Here is a 21,228-nt window from a genome sequence, read left to right as displayed (position 1 = left end):
TATAGCTTCAGTTTGCATTGTGACACCTCTAAAGTTTTTTCTTTATTATACCATTACGAACAGGAAACATTCATTTTTGGAATACCACTATTCGATGAGAAGTGGGCTTAAACAAAAAGTTCCTTGAAAAAGGTTCAGATTATTGAAAACTTGCTTGAAATCGTGTTTCTCATGTGATTTTATGCTATTATAAACCTTAATGCCACTTAAGAAGGAGAGCTTTACATGAAACGACATGAAGCACGCGAAAAAGCGTTGCAAGTTTTGTTTCAGCTAGACAATACGGATCTAACAGTTGAAGAAGCAATGGGCCATATTAAAGGTCAACCTACCAATGCCTTCTACGAAAAGATCGTAAATGGAACAGCTGAACATTTGGAGGAAATCGATGCTACATTAGAACAGCATCTTGAAAAGTGGTCACTTGCCCGTCTACCCAAAATTGAAAGAACGGTTTTACGTTTAGCTGTATATGAATTGTTATACATGCCAGAAACACCAAAAAGAGTAGTACTAAACGAAGCAATCGAGTTATGTAAAACATTTGGCGATGATAGTTCATCTAAATTCGTCAATGGTGTACTTTCTAAATTTACAGAACAAGAATAATGTGTTGAATTGGAAGGAGTAACGAAGGTTTATGTCAAGTGCAATTATTAATGGTAAAGAGATTGGTCAAGAAATTCGTAATGCTGTAGCAGAGCGTGTCATTCGTTTAAAAGAGCGAGGATTGACACCTGGTTTAGCGGTTGTGTTAGTTGGAGACAACCAGGCATCAGCTACATATGTGAGAAATAAACAAAAATCTTGTGAAGCGATTGGTATGTTTTCAGAACTCATTAAATTACCCGAAGAGACAACGCAAGAGGAATTACTAGCACAAATTGAGCTTTTAAATCAACGTGAGGATATTCATGGTATTTTAGTTCAATTACCACTCCCAAAACATATTGATGAGGATACAGTCATTGCAACGATTGCTGTCGAGAAGGATGTGGATGGATTCTCACCTGTAAGCGTTGGGAAAATGATGCTTGGCCAAGAAACATTTTTACCTTGTACACCGTTTGGCGTGATGAAGCTTCTTGAGTATTCAGGAATTGAAATCGCAGGAAAGCATGCTGTAATCGTAGGTCGTAGTCATATCGTTGGTAAACCAATGGGACAACTACTTTTACAAAAGGATGCAACGGTAACCTATACACACTCTAAAACGCCAGATTTACCTTCATTTACAAAACAAGCAGATATTTTAATTGCCGCAGTCGGACGTGCAAACTTTATTACGAAAGAGCACGTGAAAGAAGGGGCTGTTGTTATTGATGTAGGCATTAATCGCGATGACAACAATAAATTATGCGGTGACGTAAACTTTGCAGAAGTAGATGGAATTGCGTCTCATATTACGCCTGTACCAGGTGGTGTAGGACCAATGACCATCACAATGTTACTATTCAACACAGTGCAAGCAGCTGAAAATACGCTTGCAAAATAAAAAACCTTTTGAAGAAAGTCATCTCAACATTGTGTGAGGTGACTTTTTTGTTGTGTAAATTCAGAACTTTTCTTCGATTATGTCGTCTAATGTAACGTTTGGGACATACATACTGAGGAGGAGGTTTTTATGGAAAATATCGATATTATGTTAATTGTCAAGCATATCATTATTGGACTTGTCCAAGGCTTTACAGAGCCAATTCCTGTATCGTCGAGTGGACATGTAATGATTGCTAGCGAAATGCTGGGACTAGGTGAACAAGGTTTTACTTTTGCCATCTTAACCAATACAGCTTCGTTACTTGCTATTATGTATATTTATCGTGAGGATATTGTTCGTCTGATCAGTCATTTTTTTCTTTACTTGAAAACTAGAGAAAAGCGGTATAACGCAGATTTTCGCTTTGCTCTCTATATTGTCATCGGTTCAATTCCTGCTGGCGTTTTAGGGGTGTTATTAAGTGATGTTATTGCAGATAACGTAAGTATGACAACGATTGCGCTCATGCTATTTGTGACAGGGACTGCATTATGGTTAATTCGTAATATGCGTGGCAAGAAGAAAGATGCAGATTTACGTGCTAAAGATGCCATCATTGTAGGGCTGGGGCAAGCAGTTGCTTTAACGCCAGGCATTAGCCGTTCAGGAGCTACGATTATTTCCGCCATAGCAGTAGGGATGAAGCAGGATACAGCCTTACGTTTTTCCTTTATGCTTTATATTCCTGTAAGTTTGGGTGGGGTAGTCCTTGGCATTACAGATTTTTTAGACGAGCCGAATAAAGGTGCCTTAGCTCTTCCATATGCCGCCACTTTCTTGGCAACACTCATTATGACTTATTTTGCGATGCGTTGGTTTATGGGCATTATGAAAAGTGGCAAACTTAGCTACTTTACGTATTATTGTTTTATTGTAGGAACTCTTTTATTACTATTTTATTAAAATATAAAGTCTCATAACGTATGAAGTTATGGGGCTTTGTTTGTTATTTTTCATAATATACGATTTCTAATAGTGAGAACGTGTAGGAATGTGTTATAGTTGTTTTTCGATAGAAGAAAGACAGTCATTTTTTCTATCGAAACTGCATTTTGGCACGTCAACGACTGCAAAAAATGTTATGATAGGTGTAGTTTTGTGAAAAACTTGATTTTAGTAAAGGAGCCGAAAACATGTCCTCTGCTTCTTATTTAACAGTAAAAGCGTTAACAAAATATATTAAACGAAAATTCGATGCAGATCCACATTTGCGTGAAGTGTATGTAAAAGGTGAATTATCAAATGTGAAAATTCATCAATCCGGCCATATTTACTTTACATTAAAGGATGATGGTGCCCGAATAGCTGCGACGATGTTTAAAGCAGCGGCTACCAAATTAGCGTTTGAACCAAAGGAAGGTATGCAAGTATTTATCCGAGGGGATGTAAACGTTTACGAAGGCTATGGAACCTATCAGCTATATGTACAGGAAATGCAACCGGATGGCATTGGTAGCCTATTTGTTGCCTTCAATCAATTAAAAGAGCAATTACAAAAAGAAGGTCTTTTTAAACCTGAGTGGAAGCAACCGATACCAAAATTTCCTGAAAAAATTGGTGTGCTCACGTCAACAACTGGTGCAGCTATACGGGATATTTGTTCAACCTTAAAGAGGCGTTACCCACTTGCTGAAATTTTGATTTATCCAACCCTTGTACAAGGAGCTCAGGCTGCACCGAATATTGTGCAAAATATTCAACGTGCTAATCAAGAGGCAAGCTGTGATGTGTTGATTGTCGGGCGAGGAGGAGGCTCCATCGAGGATTTATGGGCTTTTAATGAAGAAATTGTGGCAAGAGCTATTTTTGAAAGCCGAATTCCTATTATTAGTGCGGTTGGCCATGAAACAGATACAACGATCGCCGATTATGTAGCCGATTTACGTGCACCTACTCCAACAGCTGCTGCTGAGTTGGCTGTGCCCGATCAAGCGGATCTCTACCAACGCGTGCTTACGCAGAAATCACAGCTACATCAAATGGTTAGGTCGCAACTTATGGCAGAGCGACAACGTCTAAATAAGCTCCAGCAGTCTTATCCATTGTCAATGCCAGAAAGACTTTATCGACCTTTTACAGAAAGATTGGCACAGCTTGAGTCAGGATTACAGGCAGCAATGCAAGTGAGCTTGATGAAAAAAGCTGCCCAACTTCAACAATTACATAGTACGGTGGAGCAACATTCACCCAAAAAGGCACTTGCTTTTCATCAGAGAGAGCTTGAAGCGCGCGTTCAACAATTATCACGTGCTACAACGTATTATGTGGCAAAAAAGCAACAACAATTTGAGTCAACCGTTAGAACATTAGAAGCTTTAAATCCACTGTCAATTCTAACAAGAGGATTTACAGTAGCATATAAAGATCAGCAAATGATCAAATCATCCACTGAGGTACAAAAGCAAGATCAACTGACACTGACTTTCCATGATGGAAAGGTTGTGGCTAACGTGACGAATATCTTGCCAAAGAATGAGGGGGAATTGTTGTGACTGAAAAACAACAAACATTTGCAGAAGCCATGACGGCACTAGAAGAAATCGTTCGCCAGTTAGAACAGGGTGATGTGCCATTGGAAAATGCGATTGATTTATACAAGCAAGGAATGGAGCTATCAAAGTTTTGCCATAGTAAGCTGCAACATGCTGAGGAGCAGCTTGTATCAATTGTCCAAGAGACTGGTGAAACAACAGCATTTGATCCACTAAAGGGAGAGAATTAGGAAATGAATGAGCCATTAAAGTACTTTATTGAAAGCAATACACCACAAATTGAAGAGATGATGTTTGCACTTGTTGAACAAATTGATGCACCAGCAGATTTAAAGGAATCCATGCTTTATTCATTAAAGGCAGGGGGTAAACGAATTCGTCCGCTTTTTGTGTTAGCGGTACTAGAGCTTTACCGTAAAAATCTTCAGGACGGTTTGATTGTCGGTTCGGTTATTGAAATCATTCACACATATTCTTTAATCCATGATGATCTACCAAGCATGGATAATGATGATTTTAGAAGAGGCAAGCCAACAAATCATAAAGTTTATGGAGAAGCGCTGGCTACGCTTGCTGGTGATGCATTAAACACACTGGCATTTGGCATTTTAGCACGCATGGATATCTCTGCTGAAAAGCGTATTGAGCTTGTCCAGTTGCTAAGCGTTGCAGCAGGTGCAGAAGGCATGGTTGGTGGTCAAGTACTAGATATGGAAGGGGAGCAACGTCAGCTTAATTTAGCTGAATTGGAACAAGTCCATGTCAATAAAACAGGTGCTTTATTGCGTTTTAGTATTGAAGCGGGAGCCGTACTTGCAGATGTATCAGCACAAGACCGTGCTACATTGAAAGAATATGCGCACCATATTGGTTTAGCTTTCCAAATTCAAGACGATATTTTAGATATTGAGGGAACGACTGAAGAACTAGGAAAAACAGCTGGAAAAGATGTCGCTAGTGATAAAAGCACTTATCCAGCACTCTTAACCCTAGAGGGAGCAAAAGAAAAGCTTGCTGAGCATTATCAACATGCCATTAACGCACTCGATCAATTACCAATAGATGTCAGCCTATTACGTGACTTTGCTGCTTATATAGTTCATCGTAAAAACTAAGAGAAAATCAAGGCGTTGAAGGAAAAGAATATGCTAGAATAGGTGGGAACGTTTGCAATATGTAAACAATGAAGTGCTCGTACTTTTAGCATATTGATAACACTGCTATAATGGTGGAAACACAATTGCGGTGAATATTTTATTGAAAAGGTGTGTGAGAAAGGTGGATTTAAATAAAATAACTAGTCCATCCTTTTTAAAAAACTTAAATAAGAAGGAGCTTGAGCAGCTTGCCCAAGAAATTCGTACCTTCTTAATCGAAAAATGTTCTGTCACAGGTGGGCATATCGGGCCGAATTTAGGCGTAGTTGAGTTAACGATGATGCTGCATAAAATGTTTGACAGTCCTAAAGATAAGTTTTTGTGGGATGTTGGCCACCAAGCTTACGTGCATAAAATTTTAACAGGTCGTGCGAGTCAATTTGACACACTACGTCAGTTCAAAGGGCTTTGTGGATTTCCGAAGCGCGTGGAGAGTGAACATGATGAGTGGGAAACAGGTCATAGCTCGACATCTTTATCAGCAGCCATGGGTATGGCAGCAGCACGTGATATAAAAAAAGAAAACAACTTTGTTATCCCTATTATTGGTGATGGGGCTTTAACAGGTGGTATGGCACTTGAGGCATTAAATCATATTGGCCATGCAAAAACAAATATGATTGTCATCCTCAATGATAATGAAATGTCGATTGCACCAAATGTTGGCGCATTACACAATGTTTTAGGTCGTCTACGTACAGCCAAGGAGTATTCAAAAGCCAAGGAAGAGCTGGAATCACTTATTAATAAGATTCCAGTATTAGGTGGAAAGCTTGCCTCTACTGTTGAACGCGTAAAGGATAGCTTAAAATATTTAGTAGTATCTGGTGTGTTTTTTGAGGAACTAGGTTTTAAATATCTTGGTCCAATTGATGGACATGATTTTGAAGCGCTTGAAATGACATTATCACATGCGAAAAAAGTAAAAGGGCCAGTCCTTGTTCATGTTATTACGAAAAAAGGAAAGGGCTATAAACCAGCCGAGGATGATACAATCGGAAATTGGCATGGAACAGGTCCTTATAAAATTGAAAATGGTGCCTTTGTGAAGTCTGAGACTACTGGACCAGCTTGGAGTAGTTTAATTGCTGAGACGGTTCGTAAAATTGCTCATGAAAATGAGCGAGTGGTAACGATTACACCTGCCATGCCTGTAGGTTCAAAGCTACAAGGTATTCAAAAGGACTTCCCAAATCGTTTCTTTGATGTAGGGATTGCGGAGCAGCATGCGGCAACGATGGCTGCAGGATTAGCTACGCAAAAGATGAAGCCATTTTTAGCGATTTATTCTACGTTCCTGCAACGTGCATATGACCAAGTATTGCATGATATTGCTCGTCCGAATTTAAATGTCTTTATTGGTATTGATCGGGCTGGTTTAGTGGGAGCAGATGGGGAAACACATCAAGGTGTATTTGATATTGCTTTCCTTCGTCATATTCCAAACATGACAATTATGATGCCAAAGGATGAGAATGAAGGGCAACATATGGTAAAAACAGCAATTGATTATGATGGTGGTCCAATTGCACTTCGTTATCCACGTGGTAATGGAATTGGTGTGCCATTAGATGATGAGCTTATAGCTTTACCAATTGGTAGCTGGGAAGTTTTACGTGAGGGGAAAGATGCATCTATTTTGACATTTGGAACAACGATTCCAATGGCAATGGCTGCTGCTGAAATGCTTGCGCAACAAGGAATCGATATTGAAGTGGTCAATGCACGCTTTATCAAACCGATGGATGAGGATATGCTACACCGTATATTATCTAGTCAAAAACCGATTTTAACAATTGAAGAAGCAGTTCTACAAGGTGGATTTGGTAGTGGTGTATTAGAGTTTGCTCATGACCACGGCTATTTAAATGCGCTAGTTGATCGAATGGGCATCCCAGATCAATATATTGAGCATGGTAACGTAGATCAGCTACTCGCAGAAATTCATATGACAGCAGAAGATACGGTTGCACGTATGCATGTATTACTTCAACAAAAACAGCAAGTGGGTTTGAATAAATAATGACAAAACAACCAAAAGAACGTGTAGATATTTTACTTGTAGAGCGTGGACTATGTGAAACAAGAGAAAAAGCAAAACGGTCCATTATGGCAGGCCTTGTCTTTTCAAATGAAATACGAATTGATAAGGCAGGCGAGAAAATTGCCGTCGATGCACCGCTACAAGTAAAGGGCTCAGATTTAAAATATGTGAGTCGTGGAGGCCTTAAATTAGAAAAGGCGCTACAAATTTTTGATATGTCTGTAGAAGGGAAGCTAATGCTTGACATTGGCTCCTCTACAGGTGGCTTTACAGATTGTGCCTTACAACATGGTGCAAGACATTGCTATGCACTAGATGTTGGCTCGAACCAATTAGCATGGAAAATTCGCTCTGATGAACGAGTGACAGTAATGGAGAAAACGAATTTTCGTTACACCACGGCAGCTGATTTATCAGAAGGTTTACCTGATTTTGCAACAATCGATGTTAGCTTTATTTCGTTATCACTGATTTTACCAGTATTAAAAACATTATTGCTGCCAGGCGGGGATGTTATGGCATTGGTGAAACCTCAGTTTGAAGCTGGGAAAGATAAAGTAGGTAAAAAAGGAATTGTTCGTGATAAAAAAGTACATTTAGAAGTTTTGGAAAAAACGGCTGCAATGGCAACTGAGGTTGGTTTTGTAGTAAAAGATGCTTCATACTCTCCAATCACAGGTGGAGAAGGAAATATTGAATTTTTATTCCATTTAGTGAATCCTATTGGACAAGAAGTGCTACCTGCATATACAGCTTTTAATGCACTCGTTGAAGAAGCGCATAATTCATTAAAATAACACGTGCTCGCTTATAGAGCCGTGTTTTTTCTTGTGCTTTTTTGTTGAAAATGGTAGTGTGATTATACACATATACAATTATTTATAAGAGGTGATTTCGTTGAATAAGGGACAACGACATATACGGATTCGGGATATTATCGCCAATCATGAAATTGAAACACAAGATGATTTAGTCGATTTTTTAAAAGAAGCAGGCTATAATGTGACACAAGCTACAGTATCACGAGATATTAAAGAGCTTCATTTAGTAAAAGTACCATTACAGGATGGGCGTTATAAATATAGCCTACCCGCAGATCAACGTTTCAATCCAGTCCAAAAATTACATCGTGCATTAGCGGATGCTTTTGTAAGTATTGATGGGGCATCACATTTTTTAGTCATGAAAGCTCTTCCTGGGAATGCGAATGCCATTGCTTCCCTACTTGACCATTTAGATTGGCCGGAAATTTTAGGTACAATTTCTGGAGATGATACCATTTTAATTATTTGTCGAAATGAAAATGAGCGTGAAAATACAAAAAATCGTTTATTAGACATGCTATAAAAAATGGTTAATTTGATTTAGAGGTGACAATTTGTGTTAAGAGAGCTTAGTATTCGAAACTTTGCCATCATTGAGGATTTGACTGTCAGCTTTTTAGAAGGCTTAACAGTTCTCACAGGGGAAACAGGTGCCGGAAAATCTATTATCATTGATGCGGTGCATTTACTTGCAGGAGGACGAGGCAACACTGAATTTATTCGTCATGGCGCAAGAAAAGCAGAATTGGGTGGCTTATTTCAAATTTCGAGTTCAGTTCATCCTGTTCTGAAAAAGTTAGAAGAAGCAGGCATTGAAATAGAAGAAGATACAATTATTTTACGTCGTGATTTGAATGATACCGGTAAAAGTATTTGCCGAGTGAATGGTAAGCTCGTGCCTTTGTCGGTACTAAGAGACATTGGGGCAAGTCTCATAGATATTCATGGCCAACATGAAAATCAAGAGCTAATGGATGAAAAGCAGCACATCAATTTGCTTGATCAGTTTGCAGAAGAAGAGCTGTCGCCGATTCAAAAAAACTATCGCGCCCAATATGATGAATACCGTTTGCTCAAAAAAGACTTAGCTTCTATATCCATTGATGAGCAGTTGATGGCACAACGTATCGATTTGTATCAATTTCAAATTAAAGAGTTGGACGAAGCTAATTTAAAGTTAGGTGAGGAAGACGAGCTTCTAGACGAACGCCGTCGTCTGATGAATTTTAATAAAATTTTTGAACGTTCTAGTGCAGCCTATGAAGCCATTCAGGGCGAAACGAAAGGGCTTGATTGGATCGGAACAGCAATGGGTGCTTTAGAAGATGCTGCAACGGTTGATGAGCAATTCAAAGAATCATCTGAGGCAGTGACAACTGCGTTTTATGCATTACAGGATGCAGCCTATCAGGTCAAAAATGTGTTAGATGAATTGGAATTTGACCCTGCACGTTTAAACGAGGTTGAGCAGCGTTTAGCGTTGTTGCAAACTTTAAAACGCAAATATGGAACGACAGTGGAAGAGATTTTGGCTTATTATGAAAAAATTAAAAACGAGTTAAATGAGCTGTTGAATCGTGATGAGATTTTGCAGGTGAAAGAACGACGTGTATTAGAGATGGAAGCTGTACTCAATGAGCTGGCTAGTGAACTTTCAACTGTACGTAAAGCTGCAGCTCAACAATTGAGTGAAGCAATTATGGCAGAGCTACGTGAATTACATATGGAAAAAGCAAAATTTATTGTCAATTTCGATGAATTACCCTATTTCGATGCCAATGGGAAAGATCAAATTATCTTCTACATTTCCACAAACGTTGGGGAACCACCAAAGTCTTTACCGAAAATTGCATCAGGTGGAGAATTATCACGAATGATGCTAGCGTTGAAAACCATTTTCTCTTCTTCCAATGGAATTACTTCCATTATCTTTGATGAGGTGGATACAGGTGTCAGTGGTCGTGTTGCGCAGGCGATTGCAGAGAAAATTGCCGCGATTTCTGTTAATTCTCAAGTTTTATGTATTTCACATTTACCTCAAGTTGCAGCGATGGCTGATCATCATTACTTCATTAAAAAAGAAGTCGAGCATGATCGAACGTTTACTTCCTTATCAGAGATTGATCAAGATGCTCGTATAGAGGAAGTTAGCCGTATGATGTCTGGAACGGAAATTACAGCGTTGACACTACAGCATGCCACTGAGCTTTTAAAAATGGCAGATGAACGAAAAAAACAAATGCGTTAACCATTATTCCAGAAACAGTTTCAGCTGTTTCTGGCTTTTTTCATTTTGCGCAAATATTTACCGCTTATAAGAACGTCACAACAACACATAGTAAAAAGACAAAAATGAAAAGGAGGTGTCGTATGAATCGTCATTGGCGTCAATTAGTCATTTTGCCTATGCTCATCTTTTTATTAGTGTTGCCTATACAAGCTTTAGCCGCCAAAAAGCTTATACCAATGGGCGAAGCAATTGGAATTCAACTTCAATTGTCCCATGTATTTGTCGCACACGATGTACTGTTAGCTTCCAATCAGTGGATGAAAGGAGGCGCTGTTATTGAAAAAATAAATGATATACCAGTAAAATCTCTTGCTGATGCCAAGCAGGCTGTGGCAAAAGATGGCCAACAGACATGGACGATCAATAGTGAAGGCCAACAAATTACATTGGAATTACAAAACCAAGAAGCAGAGCATGTCATTTCCTTTTTAAAAGATGAAACAGATGGAGTAGGAACACTGACTTATATTGATCCAGAGACAAAAAATTACGGTGCACTAGGTCATCAAATTGTCGATTCAACCCTACAAGAAGCCCCTGTTTTTAGAGCTGGCTCCATTTTTTTAGCTTCTATTCAGCAAATCCGAAAAAGCACACCAGGCCAACCTGGCTATAAAATTTCCTCCATTGAAAAGCATCAAGAACGTCTAGGCAGTATAGATAAAAATACTATTTATGGTATTTTTGGCCGCTGGGAAGACGGTTATCAACAAAGATTACCCAAAGCGATAGAAATTATGCATGAAAAAGATATAAAAACGGGGAAAGCTGAAATCTATACAGCCATTGAAGGCAGTAAGGTGGAAACCTTTTCAATAGAAATTACCAAAGTGGAAAATGAACGCCTTGAATTTATAGTATCTGACGAGAAGCTCATTGAAAAAACAGGTGGCATTTTGCAGGGAATGAGTGGCAGTCCTATTATCCAAGACGGTCGTTTTGTCGGTGCTGTGACACATATGTTTGTGGAGGAGCCGAAAAAAGGTGCAGCGCTAACAGTAGCGGAAATGTTAAGAAGGTCTTCATAAAAAGGTATGAAAGGTAAAAATCCGTTTAATTTTCCCTAGGCAGGACAAAAGCCGCGGGAAACTACACGGATTTTTTACCTTTATTTCATCGAATCCAACATGTATTTCCGGTAATTTCCTGAAGAAGGCATGATATTTAAAAAAACTGTAGTTTTATCTACTAAATTTATCTAAAATAAGTTATAAGAGCATTCGACAAGTCGCGTCATTTAGCGTAACTTGTCGATATTAAAAGAAAGTATCGGACTACATACTCATTTTTGGAAATAGAAAAGGTTTTTAAAACAAAAATGTCGAAAATTCCACAGTGTGCCAAAAACGGCATTTAGGGGTTTAGGTTATCGCTTTGAGGTGTTCAAAGCAAGTCCAGAAGGAGGAATTGAAATGACAAAGGTAAAAGTAGCGATTGCAGATGATAATCGTGAGTTATTAAAAACAATGGAGCAGTATTTTCAAGGACATGCCGAAATAGAAATTATTGCAACTGCTTCAAATGGAAAAGTATGTCTACAAATGCTTGAGGAATTTACACCAGATATTTTACTTCTAGATATAATAATGCCTCATCTTGACGGTTTAGCTGTATTAGAGTCCATGTATCAAAATGAGAAAATGTCATCAATTCAAGTCATTATGCTAACGGCTTTTGGCCAAGAGGATGTCATGAAACAGGCGGTGGATTTAGGAGCTTCTTATTTCATGCTAAAGCCCTTTGAATTCGACCAATTGGTACAAAAGATTTTACATTGTGCTGGACAGAAGGCGACACTTCCGAAAAAGACAAGCGTATTACAACCGACAGTACCTCAAAAATTAAATCAGCATCAATTAGACAGTACGATTACAGCCATCATCAAAGAAATCGGTGTCCCTGCACATATTAAGGGCTACTCCTATTTGCGTGAAGCCATTCAAATGGTCTTTGAGGATATTGAATTATTAGGATCTGTGACAAAAATTTTATATCCAGAAATCGCTAAAAAATTTAATACGACACCATCCCGCGTGGAACGTGCGATTCGTCACGCCATAGAGGTAGCCTGGAATCGTGGCAATTATGAATCCATTTCGTCAATGTTTGGCTATACAGTCCATCACTTGAAATCCAAACCAACAAATAGCGAATTCATCGCCATGATCGCAGACAAAATTCGTATTGATATGATGGCTAGCTAGTACCGATATATATCATTAACATATACAGCAATTATACTTCGCATAGTATAGCGCCTTTTTAAATCTATAGTTTAAAGGGGCGCTTTTTTTGTTACTTGAACAAATACTGTGGAAATTTCTGTGGCTGACCTTTAACATTGAAATCGTTAAAAGAACGTCAAATCAGCTAAAAATACGCGATATATACATGTATAGTGGATTTAACGTCATATTCTAAAGATGAAGAGTAAAATCATTTGAGACCTTTCTACAAACTTATAGTAGGTGATTACAATAAAAAGTATAAATTTTCAATTAGAGGGAATGAATTCGCTCGAAATCACACAGATAACAGAAGAGCTATTTGAGGTGCGTTTAGCATTCGATGGTAAAATAAGTATGCAATATATGAATCGACAGCAATTGATACAACTAGGTTCTACTTTCCGAATTGAAAGGAATATCAATACACCGTTAGTTAAAAAGACCTATTTAGACCTATAGTTTAGTGGGAAGCACCCGTGGATACCTGTACTTGGAAGATGATATATTCAAAATAGGCTGATGGAATTACTTTGAATTTATCGGTAATTTTAATAAAAAAACTCAAAAACAAACAAATTATTAGTACTAAATATCTATAATTTTTTAGAAGTAATAAAATATTGTCTTATATTTTAATGATTAAGTGGTACTATTTTCTTTCTTGGTAGTGACAATGGTCTCTAAACAAATGTAAGTGGATTGTATATACTTACATATAGAGGGAAGGAGGAGGTAGCTTGATTCTAGTTCGAAATGAAAACTTCGAAATTTCTGAGGAAAATGGCAAGGTATTTATGCTTACTTTTAGCGCAGGTTTCCCATTAAAAGAATTTGATAGCATCCTACGTAGTCATCCACGACTGAAATTATCTAATTTTTCAATTTTAAAAAATGTGTTATCAACCCAGAATACCAATCCTGTTGAAATTGGACGCTGGCTTCCGAACATTGAAGCAGAAGTGGCACGTGATAAGATGTCAGCCTCTGTTTTTATATATGAAACGCATGATTATATTCAAAATAATAAAGAAAAATTAACACAACAAATCCGAGAAACACTCAATGAAAATGGAATTATACATGGCATATTAGATTTTGATATATTGAAGGCTGAACCAGGAAAAGCATTCTTAATTGCTCAAGGTGAGCAACCTATAGCAGGAATAGATGCACAAATTACATACTTACCTAAACCCGAGAGAAAGCCAGTCATTCGTGAAGACGGTAAAGCGGATTACTATGATATGAATTTTATTTCGGAAATTTCAGAAGGCTCTTGGCTAGGTGAAAAGATTCCTGCTACATTAGGTAAACCAGGGAAAAATGTGCTAGGTCAAGAAGTTGCTGCTGTACCTGGACGAGATTATCCTATCAAATATGATACAAAATCTGCCTATGAAGTGGAAGAAGACGGAAAAATCGTCATTCGCTCGAAAATTGCTGGCGTTTTAGATGATGTCAAAGGCATGATTGGTGTAAACAGGCACCTTCCTATAAATGGTGATGTAGGAGTAGAAACAGGTAACCTTGAATTTAATGGTTCACTTAGTATTAAAGGTACAGTAACAAATGGCTATACAGTTATTGCGACTGGCGATATTTCCATTGAAGGGGCTGAGGGTGTAAGCGGTGCCAAGCTTATTAAATCCATTGAGGGTGATGTATATATTCGTGGGGGCATCTTTGGTCTTGGTTCAACAGTGGTAGAAGCAGGTGGCAATATATTTGTTAAACATGTAAATGAAGCAAATTTATTTGCAGCTAATAGTATTCATATTGGTTTTTACGCACTAGGTTCACAACTTTCTGCTCATTCAATATATGTGGATGAACGAAAAGGTAAAATTATTGGGGGACGTGCAGTAGCTAAAAATACGATTGTTACGGCCATTTCAGGAAACCGATTAGAGCGTCGAACAGATTTAATAATAGAAAGTATTAATAAGCAGGAAAATAACACCGTGATGCAGGAAAAAGCAGCACAGCTAAAACAATTGCAAACAGAGATTTCAGCACACGAGAATAGCATGAAAAATTTATTACCTTTTCTCAATCAAATGTCCAAAGAACAATCAGCGTCATTTGAGGTAACAAAACAAGCCTTAACTAAATTAAAGGCTGAAGCGATTACATTAGATCGTGAAATAAAACTATTAATGGATGAAATGCGTCATGTAGGGAAAGAAGAGATTATTGTGACAAAAGAGGCGCACCCTGGAACTTATATTCAAATTGGTAGAAAATCATCTTTATTAAGCAAAATGACGAATGGTAAATTCCTACTAGAATTTGGTGAGTTAAATGTCTAAGGCAGCTTTTATCCCTGTTTTTGCACATCGAGGTGCTTCTGCTTATGCATTAGAGAATACCTTTCAAGCTTTTGAAAAGGCATTAGAGCTAGGTGCTGATGGGATTGAACTAGATATTCAATTCTCAAAAGATGGATTACCTGTAGTGTATCATGATCCACAATTATCGAGGTTAGTAGGCACCAATAAATTGGTGAGCGATTGTACGATGGAGGAGCTTCTGCGCTTTAAACTTGGCAAGCCTTGGAGACGTCTATTTTCGTCCTATAAAATGCCAGCGTTTGAGGCAGTTTTAGCATGGGCAAATATACAGCAGATGCCGTTGAATATTGAATTAAAATCAACGATATTGGACAATAAGAGTGGGCTAATTCATTTTCTTGGAGGCTTGGCTCTGCCAAAAGGTAGTCATTTTTCATCCTTTCACTATGAGCTTTTAGAGATCGTAAAAAAGCATAGACCTGAATTTGAAACGGCCCTTATTGCTACGAAAAAAATAAAATGGGATCTTCTAGCTGATTATAAAGCGGCTGATAGTGTGCATATGCATAAAAGGTACTACAAACCAAGATATTTGGAGGCCTGTGTTACAAGTGAAAAAGCATGTCGTTTTTATGCTATTGATGGCACGGAACCATTTTTAACTAATCCGCACCCTTCTGTTATTGGTTGGATTACGGATTATCCTGATAAAGTTATCACATCTCAGCAGCGGATATAAAAAGAGCTATCCAGTAAGTCTTGCATGACTTATTTGGATAGCTTTTTTTATTTTTTTTGGAAGCGTGGTGCTACTTTTCCGTTTTTTCGATCGCGATGCAGTAAAAATCCAGCGAAAAAACCAAAGCCTATGACGAAGAAAATGACACCAACTACAAATTGCAGCCATAAAAATGGGAATGGTGAAATAAGCTTACCAAATAATGTATCACGCATAAATTTAATGCCACCTGCAGCCATAAGACCTGGAATAAGCATTACAATAAATGCAGCTAAACGGGCCATGTATACCCCTCCTTATTCCTATGATTAATTTTACCTGTGGATGGGGGAATGTCAAGGAAGGGTATAAACCAATATAATATTTTTAGCTAAAAACGTGACAGGACAGAAAGTAGCAATTGTAACTGAATGTTTAGAAAATTCTTACTTAAATAAGAATATGTAATAATAGTTGCGAAATTGTGAATTTGTCAGTATTGTAAAAATAAGTGGAGCAATATTATCCATTACTAAACAATTTCTTCTTTAAGTATTAGGGTCTAAACACCTACTACCGAATAGGAGCTCAGAATTTGCTGAGTGAGGACGCTATGAAGATTAGATTGTTAGATAAAACTTGATTGGATGGGCATTTGGGGATGCACTTTCCAAAGCAAAGGGGCGAGTTTCATGGAAATCTTCAAGTATATGGAAAAGTATGATTACGAACAATTGGTATTTTGCCAAGATGAAGCATCAGGGTTAAAAGCGGTTATCGCTATCCATGATACAACACTTGGACCAGCACTAGGTGGAGCACGTATGTGGACGTATGCGTCGGAAGAAAATGCAATTGAAGATGCATTACGTTTAGCACGAGGAATGACTTACAAAAATGCTGCAGCTGGTTTAAACCTTGGCGGTGGAAAAACGGTCATTATTGGTGACCCATTTAAAGATAAAAACGAAGAGATGTTCCGTGCGTTAGGTCGTTTCATTCAAGGATTAAATGGCCGCTATATTACAGCTGAAGATGTAGGTACAACGGTATCAGATATGGATTTAATCCATGAAGAAACAAATTATGTAACAGGAATTTCTCCTGCATTCGGTTCTTCAGGTAACCCATCTCCAGTAACAGCTTATGGTGTTTACCGTGGTATGAAGGCAGCTGCAAAAGAAGCATTCGGTTCAGACTCACTAGAAGGATTAAAAGTTTCTGTACAGGGTCTAGGAAATGTAGCCTACAAGCTTTGCGAGTATTTACATAATGAAGGGGCAAAACTTGTTGTAACAGATATCAATCAGGCAGCTATTGATCGAGTTGTTAATGACTTCGACGCGATTGCAGTGGCACCAGATGAAATCTATGCGCAAGAAGTAGATATCTTCTCACCTTGTGCATTAGGGGCAATTTTAAATGATGAAACAATTCCGCAATTAAAAGCGAAAGTGATTGCTGGATCTGCAAATAACCAATTAAAAGATTCACGTCATGGAGACTACCTACATGAATTAGGTATCGTCTATGCACCAGATTATGTAATCAATGCTGGTGGCGTTATTAACGTTGCGGATGAATTATATGGCTATAATCGTGAACGTGCAATGAAACGCGTTGATGGCATTTATGATAGTATTGAAAAAATCTTTGCTATTTCAAAACGAGATGGCATTCCAACATATGTGGCAGCGAACCGCTTAGCTGAGGAACGTATCGCTCGCGTAGCAAAATCGCGCAGCCAATTTTTAAAAAATGAAAAAAATATTTTACATGGTCGCTAATTTAGACAGTTGATACATGAAGAGAAGTCGCATTGTCGACTTCTTCTATTTTCAACAAGAAATTAGGGCTTTAATGAAGTAAAGCTAAAGTTTTTCTAAAGCACTGACTGTTAAAAAAATCACTTGGTTATTGTTTAATAGAATCCTTTAGCACTTTTCTCAATAGGGGGAATAAACATGGCTCAAAATTATGATGTTGTCATTTTAGGTGGAGGTACAGGTGGATATGTTGCAGCCATCCGAGCTGCTCAGCTAGGCTTAAAAACAGCCATTGTAGAGCGTGAGCGTTTAGGAGGTACATGCTTGCATAAAGGCTGTATTCCAAGTAAAGCGTTACTCCGAAGTGCCGAAGTATATCGTATGGCTAATAAAACAGCTAGCGAATATGGTGTCGATATTGAAGGTGTAACATTACAATTTGACAAAGTTCAAGCTAGGAAACAAGCAATCGTTGAGCAATTAAGCCAAGGTGTGAATACACTGATGAAAAAAGGCAAAATAGATGTTTATCATGGTACAGGGCGAATTTTGGGTCCATCTATTTTCTCACCTATGCCTGGTACAATATCTGTAGAAATGTCCAATGGCGATGAAAATGAAATGCTTGTGCCTACGAATGTTGTCATTGCAACGGGCTCAAAGCCTCGTGGTATGGCAGGGTTAACGATAGATGGGCAATATGTGCTGAATTCAGACCACGCATTACAGTTAGAAAGTTTACCAAAGTCACTCCTAATCGTTGGTGGTGGTGTTATTGGAATTGAGTGGGCATCTATGCTATGCGATTTTGGTGTATATGTAACAGTAGTAGAATATGGTCCATCCATTTTACCAGCTGAAGATGCGGACATCGTTAAAGAAGTGACGAAACAACTTGAGAAACGAGGCGTTCGTATTGTTACGAATGCTCGCTTAGATACAAATACATTCAAAATTGAAAATGATAACGTTTTCATTTCTGCGCAAGTGAATGAAAAAGAAGAAGTTTTTGAGGCTGATAAACTATTACTTTGTGTAGGACGTGAGGCGAATACGCAAGGTATTGGTCTAGAAAATACAGAGATTGAAGTGGAAAATGGCTTTATTAAAGTGAATGGTTCCTATCAAACGAAAGAGTCTCATATGTATGCCATAGGAGATGTGATTGGTGGCTTACAATTAGCGCATGTTGCTTCTCATGAAGGGCTTTCAGCTATTGAGCATATAGCAACAGGGAAAACCGAGACATTGGATGCACTAAAAGTACCGAAATGTGTTTATTCCTATCCAGAAGTTGCTAGCATTGGATTAACAGAAAGTGCTGCTAAAGAACAAGGATTTTCATTAAAGATTGGTAAATTCCCGTTTAAGGCCATTGGTAAAGCATTAGTAAATGGAGAGACAGAAGGCTTTGTCAAAATTATTGCTGATGAAGAAACAGATGATATTTTGGGTATTCATATGGTAGGGCCTCATGTAACAGATTTAATTGGTGAAGCATCCTTAGCAAAAGTGTTAGATGCAACACCATGGGAAATTAGTCAGGCAATTCATCCACATCCATCCTTAAATGAGGTGTTAGTGGAATCTGCTCTAGCAGTGGATGATCGCGCTATCCATTTTTAATTTTCTGAATTTCATAACTAACATATCCAAATGTGGGGATATAGGATAAGATAGTTATTTCTCTATAATACGAAAGGGGTGTTCGTATGCAAGATGTTCAAATCAAACATGAAGATTTAGGTTTGTCAAATGAAGATGTACTTGCTATGTTCGAAACAATGTTAATGGCCAGAAGACTGGATGAGCGTATGTGGTTGTTAAACCGTTCTGGTAAAATTCCGTTTGTAATTTCCTGTCAAGGTCAAGAGGCGGCACAGGTTGGAGCAGCCTTTGCACTGGATAAAAGTAAGGATTATATTGCACCTTATTATCGTGATATGGGTGTTGTTTTACATTTTGGTATGACACCAAGAGAACTGATGCTATCTGCGTTTGCTAAAGCAGAAGATCCAAACTCTGGGGGTCGTCAAATGCCAGGCCACTTTGGTCAAAAGAAAAATCGTATTTTAACAGGTTCATCTCCTGTTACGACTCAAGTTCCACACGCAGTGGGCGTTGCACTTGCAGGACGTCTACAAAATGAAGATTTTGTTTCTTTCGTTACGCTTGGTGAAGGTTCATCCAACCAAGGAGACTTCCATGAAGGAGCGAACTTTGCAGGTGTGCATAAGCTACCAGTCATTATTATGGTAGAAAACAATCAATATGCGATTTCTGTGCCAGTAGAGCGTCAGCTAGGCTGTGCAAAAGTATCTGATCGTGGGATTGGCTATGGAATGCCAGGAGTGACAGTGGATGGGAAAAATCCGTTACAAGTGTATAAAGTGGTGAAAGAGGCTGCAGATCGTGCACGTAATGGGGAAGGTCCAAGCTTAATCGAAACAGTAACTTATCGTTTAACAGCCCATTCTTCAGATGATGATGACCGTCAATACCGTACGGCTGAAGATATTGCAGAAGGCAAAGCAAAGGATCCGATTGTATTATTTGAAAAGTATTTAATGGATACTGGCGTGATGACTGACGCGATACGTACTGAAATCGAAGAGCGTGTTATGGCAGAAGTAAATGAAGCAACTGATTATGCTGAAGCGGCTCCATATGCACAACCAGAGCATGCACTTAAATATGTTTATGCACCAGTGGACGGAGGTGACATGTAATGGCAGTAATGTCTTATATTGATGCGATTACATTAGCAATGAAAGAAGAGATGGAACGTGACGAACGAGTTTTCATTTTAGGAGAGGACGTTGGTCGTAAAGGTGGTGTATTCAAAGCCACTACTGGGCTATACGATCAATTTGGTGAATACCGCGTGCTTGATACACCGCTTGCAGAAAGTGCAATAGCTGGTGTGGGTATTGGTGCTGCGATGTACGGTATGCGTCCGATTGCTGAAATGCAATTTGCTGATTTTATTATGCCAGCTGTCAATCAAATCGTCTCAGAGGCAGCCAAAATTCGTTACCGTTCTAATAATGACTGGACTTGTCCAATGGTCATCCGCGCACCTTTTGGCGGAGGTATTCACGGGGCACTTTATCATTCACAATCTGTTGAAGCACTTTTTGCTGGTACACCTGGTTTGAAAATTGTCATTCCATCAACACCGTATGATGCAAAAGGCTTATTGAAAGCTGCTATTCGTGATGAAGATCCAGTATTATTTTTCGAACATAAACGTGCCTATCGTTTAATTAAAGGGGAAGTACCACTAGATGATTACACATTGCCAATTGGTAAAGCAGATGTAAAACGTGAAGGAGATGACGTGACAGTCATTACCTATGGTTTAGCAGTCCACTTTGCTTTACAAGCGGCAGAACGCCTAGCTGCGGATGGTATTTCCGCTCATATCCTTGACTTGCGTACAGTTTACCCTCTGGATAAAGAAGCGATTATTGAGGCTGCAAGTAAGACAGGTAAAGTATTGCTTGTCACAGAGGATAATAAAGAAGGTAGTATCATGAGTGAGGTTGCTGCAATTATTGCAGAACATTGTTTATTTGAGCTTGATGCACCAATTCAACGTCTAGCGGGACCTGATGTGCCAGCCATGCCATATGCACCAACGATGGAGAAATATTTTATGATTAATCCTGATAAAGTGGAACGTGCTATGCGAGAACTTGCTGCGTTCTAATAGATTAGAACAAGGCTGAATGAAAAAATAAAAGCCTCAGACGGAACAACAGATTTTGACTTTGCACATATGAAAGTCAAAATCTGTCTAAATGCCTGTCTACCTTTAATGTTTTTAGCGCTGCATCAGGTACAATGACGCCTAGGCTTAATTGATGGGAGGAATAAAA

General features: G+C 38.5%; 20 protein-coding genes. 19 read left to right on the top strand and 1 reads right to left on the bottom strand.

Features of this window, described 5'->3' with window-relative positions; all coding sequences use genetic code 11:
* Positions 1–225: 225 nt before the first annotated feature.
* The 15 genes from nusB (at position 226) to AC1RFD_RS09320 (ending at position 15,602) form a co-directional block, all read left to right on the top strand.
* Positions 226–609: a transcription antitermination factor NusB gene (gene nusB, locus AC1RFD_RS09390; protein ID WP_004231146.1), complete on the top strand. Its 384-nt coding sequence runs from the start codon at positions 226–228 to the stop codon at positions 607–609.
* A gap of 31 nt (positions 610–640) precedes the next feature.
* Positions 641–1,495 (top strand): bifunctional methylenetetrahydrofolate dehydrogenase/methenyltetrahydrofolate cyclohydrolase FolD, encoded by an 855-nt coding sequence (folD, locus tag AC1RFD_RS09385; protein WP_054549163.1) that lies wholly within the window; start codon positions 641–643, stop codon positions 1,493–1,495.
* Positions 1,496–1,624: 129 nt separating this feature from the next.
* Complete coding sequence (locus AC1RFD_RS09380) at positions 1,625–2,440, top strand: undecaprenyl-diphosphate phosphatase (RefSeq protein ID WP_048392294.1); 816 nt, start codon at positions 1,625–1,627, stop codon at positions 2,438–2,440.
* Between the two features lie 230 nt (positions 2,441–2,670).
* The gene (gene xseA / locus AC1RFD_RS09375; protein WP_054549164.1) at positions 2,671–4,029 is read left to right on the top strand and encodes an exodeoxyribonuclease VII large subunit; all 1,359 of its coding nucleotides are present in this window, start codon (positions 2,671–2,673) and stop codon (positions 4,027–4,029) included.
* On the top strand, positions 4,026–4,259 hold the full coding sequence (gene xseB / locus AC1RFD_RS09370) for an exodeoxyribonuclease VII small subunit (protein WP_008179899.1): 234 nt from the start codon (positions 4,026–4,028) through the stop codon (positions 4,257–4,259). Before xseA ends, xseB begins: the two co-directional genes overlap by 4 nt.
* Positions 4,260–4,262: 3 nt before the next feature.
* Positions 4,263–5,144, top strand: a complete 882-nt coding sequence (locus AC1RFD_RS09365) for a polyprenyl synthetase family protein (RefSeq protein WP_054549165.1) — start codon at positions 4,263–4,265, stop codon at positions 5,142–5,144.
* 163 nt (positions 5,145–5,307) lie between these two features.
* Positions 5,308–7,209 (top strand): 1-deoxy-D-xylulose-5-phosphate synthase, encoded by a 1,902-nt coding sequence (gene dxs, locus AC1RFD_RS09360; protein ID WP_048392297.1) that lies wholly within the window; start codon positions 5,308–5,310, stop codon positions 7,207–7,209.
* Positions 7,209–8,027, top strand: coding sequence for a TlyA family RNA methyltransferase (locus AC1RFD_RS09355; protein ID WP_054549166.1), 819 nt, complete (start codon positions 7,209–7,211; stop codon positions 8,025–8,027). Before dxs ends, AC1RFD_RS09355 begins: the two co-directional genes overlap by 1 nt.
* A 100-nt stretch (positions 8,028–8,127) precedes the next feature.
* Positions 8,128–8,577, top strand: coding sequence for a transcriptional regulator AhrC/ArgR (ahrC, locus tag AC1RFD_RS09350; protein WP_004231170.1), 450 nt, complete (start codon positions 8,128–8,130; stop codon positions 8,575–8,577).
* A gap of 33 nt (positions 8,578–8,610) precedes the next feature.
* On the top strand, positions 8,611–10,302 hold the full coding sequence (gene recN, locus AC1RFD_RS09345; protein ID WP_054549167.1) for a DNA repair protein RecN: 1,692 nt from the start codon (positions 8,611–8,613) through the stop codon (positions 10,300–10,302).
* A gap of 122 nt (positions 10,303–10,424) precedes the next feature.
* Entirely contained in the window at positions 10,425–11,372 is a 948-nt protein-coding gene (locus AC1RFD_RS09340) for a SpoIVB peptidase S55 domain-containing protein (RefSeq protein ID WP_048392300.1), read from the top strand.
* Between the two features lie 384 nt (positions 11,373–11,756).
* Positions 11,757–12,548 (top strand): sporulation transcription factor Spo0A, encoded by a 792-nt coding sequence (gene spo0A / locus AC1RFD_RS09335; protein WP_016993890.1) that lies wholly within the window; start codon positions 11,757–11,759, stop codon positions 12,546–12,548.
* Between the two features lie 303 nt (positions 12,549–12,851).
* The gene (locus tag AC1RFD_RS09330) at positions 12,852–13,031 is read left to right on the top strand and encodes a hypothetical protein (protein ID WP_081010951.1); all 180 of its coding nucleotides are present in this window, start codon (positions 12,852–12,854) and stop codon (positions 13,029–13,031) included.
* Positions 13,032–13,309: 278 nt separating this feature from the next.
* Positions 13,310–14,881, top strand: coding sequence for a flagellar assembly protein A (locus tag AC1RFD_RS09325; RefSeq protein ID WP_048392301.1), 1,572 nt, complete (start codon positions 13,310–13,312; stop codon positions 14,879–14,881).
* Positions 14,874–15,602 (top strand): glycerophosphodiester phosphodiesterase, encoded by a 729-nt coding sequence (locus AC1RFD_RS09320; RefSeq protein ID WP_054549168.1) that lies wholly within the window; start codon positions 14,874–14,876, stop codon positions 15,600–15,602. The genes AC1RFD_RS09325 and AC1RFD_RS09320 overlap by 8 nt, the downstream gene beginning before the upstream one ends.
* Positions 15,603–15,649: 47 nt before the next feature.
* On the opposite strand, the gene AC1RFD_RS09315 is transcribed toward AC1RFD_RS09320, so the two are convergent.
* Positions 15,650–15,886 (bottom strand): DUF2627 domain-containing protein, encoded by a 237-nt coding sequence (locus AC1RFD_RS09315; protein ID WP_004231186.1) that lies wholly within the window; start codon positions 15,884–15,886, stop codon positions 15,650–15,652.
* Between the two features lie 387 nt (positions 15,887–16,273).
* Here AC1RFD_RS09315 and AC1RFD_RS09310 point away from each other — a divergent pair, with 387 nt between their 5' ends.
* The 4 genes from AC1RFD_RS09310 to AC1RFD_RS09295 all read left to right on the top strand — a co-directional run bounded on the left by AC1RFD_RS09310 (position 16,274) and on the right by AC1RFD_RS09295 (position 21,059).
* Positions 16,274–17,368: a Leu/Phe/Val dehydrogenase gene (locus tag AC1RFD_RS09310; RefSeq protein ID WP_048392303.1), complete on the top strand. Its 1,095-nt coding sequence runs from the start codon at positions 16,274–16,276 to the stop codon at positions 17,366–17,368.
* Between the two features lie 177 nt (positions 17,369–17,545).
* The gene (gene lpdA, locus AC1RFD_RS09305; protein WP_054549169.1) at positions 17,546–18,973 is read left to right on the top strand and encodes a dihydrolipoyl dehydrogenase; all 1,428 of its coding nucleotides are present in this window, start codon (positions 17,546–17,548) and stop codon (positions 18,971–18,973) included.
* An 86-nt stretch (positions 18,974–19,059) separates the two neighbouring features.
* Positions 19,060–20,076, top strand: coding sequence for a thiamine pyrophosphate-dependent dehydrogenase E1 component subunit alpha (locus AC1RFD_RS09300; protein ID WP_048392305.1), 1,017 nt, complete (start codon positions 19,060–19,062; stop codon positions 20,074–20,076).
* Positions 20,076–21,059, top strand: a complete 984-nt coding sequence (locus tag AC1RFD_RS09295; protein WP_016993882.1) for an alpha-ketoacid dehydrogenase subunit beta — start codon at positions 20,076–20,078, stop codon at positions 21,057–21,059. Before AC1RFD_RS09300 ends, AC1RFD_RS09295 begins: the two co-directional genes overlap by 1 nt.
* Positions 21,060–21,228: the final 169 nt, after the last annotated feature.

Source organism: Lysinibacillus sp. GW823-FHT02G10 (assembly GCF_058797135.1).
Note: the sequence above shows the minus strand (reverse complement) of the source record. Positions and strands in the feature narration are given on the sequence as shown.

What these genes read in the sequence shown, in the direction of transcription:
- nusB (WP_004231146.1), top strand. Translation starts at nt 226, where the DNA reads ATGAAACGACATGAAGCACGCGAAAAAGCGTTGCAAGTTTTGTTTCAG.
- folD (WP_054549163.1), top strand. Translation starts at nt 641, where the DNA reads ATGTCAAGTGCAATTATTAATGGTAAAGAGATTGGTCAAGAAATTCGT.
- AC1RFD_RS09380 (WP_048392294.1), top strand. Translation starts at nt 1,625, where the DNA reads ATGGAAAATATCGATATTATGTTAATTGTCAAGCATATCATTATTGGA.
- xseA (WP_054549164.1), top strand. Translation starts at nt 2,671, where the DNA reads ATGTCCTCTGCTTCTTATTTAACAGTAAAAGCGTTAACAAAATATATT.
- AC1RFD_RS09365 (WP_054549165.1), top strand. Translation starts at nt 4,263, where the DNA reads ATGAATGAGCCATTAAAGTACTTTATTGAAAGCAATACACCACAAATT.
- AC1RFD_RS09355 (WP_054549166.1), top strand. Translation starts at nt 7,209, where the DNA reads ATGACAAAACAACCAAAAGAACGTGTAGATATTTTACTTGTAGAGCGT.
- AC1RFD_RS09340 (WP_048392300.1), top strand. Translation starts at nt 10,425, where the DNA reads ATGAATCGTCATTGGCGTCAATTAGTCATTTTGCCTATGCTCATCTTT.
- spo0A (WP_016993890.1), top strand. Translation starts at nt 11,757, where the DNA reads ATGACAAAGGTAAAAGTAGCGATTGCAGATGATAATCGTGAGTTATTA.
- AC1RFD_RS09330 (WP_081010951.1), top strand. Translation starts at nt 12,852, where the DNA reads ATGAATTCGCTCGAAATCACACAGATAACAGAAGAGCTATTTGAGGTG.
- AC1RFD_RS09320 (WP_054549168.1), top strand. Translation starts at nt 14,874, where the DNA reads ATGTCTAAGGCAGCTTTTATCCCTGTTTTTGCACATCGAGGTGCTTCT.
- AC1RFD_RS09315 (WP_004231186.1), bottom strand. Translation starts at nt 15,886, where the DNA reads ATGGCCCGTTTAGCTGCATTTATTGTAATGCTTATTCCAGGTCTTATG.
- AC1RFD_RS09310 (WP_048392303.1), top strand. Translation starts at nt 16,274, where the DNA reads ATGGAAATCTTCAAGTATATGGAAAAGTATGATTACGAACAATTGGTA.
- lpdA (WP_054549169.1), top strand. Translation starts at nt 17,546, where the DNA reads ATGGCTCAAAATTATGATGTTGTCATTTTAGGTGGAGGTACAGGTGGA.
- AC1RFD_RS09300 (WP_048392305.1), top strand. Translation starts at nt 19,060, where the DNA reads ATGCAAGATGTTCAAATCAAACATGAAGATTTAGGTTTGTCAAATGAA.
- AC1RFD_RS09295 (WP_016993882.1), top strand. Translation starts at nt 20,076, where the DNA reads ATGGCAGTAATGTCTTATATTGATGCGATTACATTAGCAATGAAAGAA.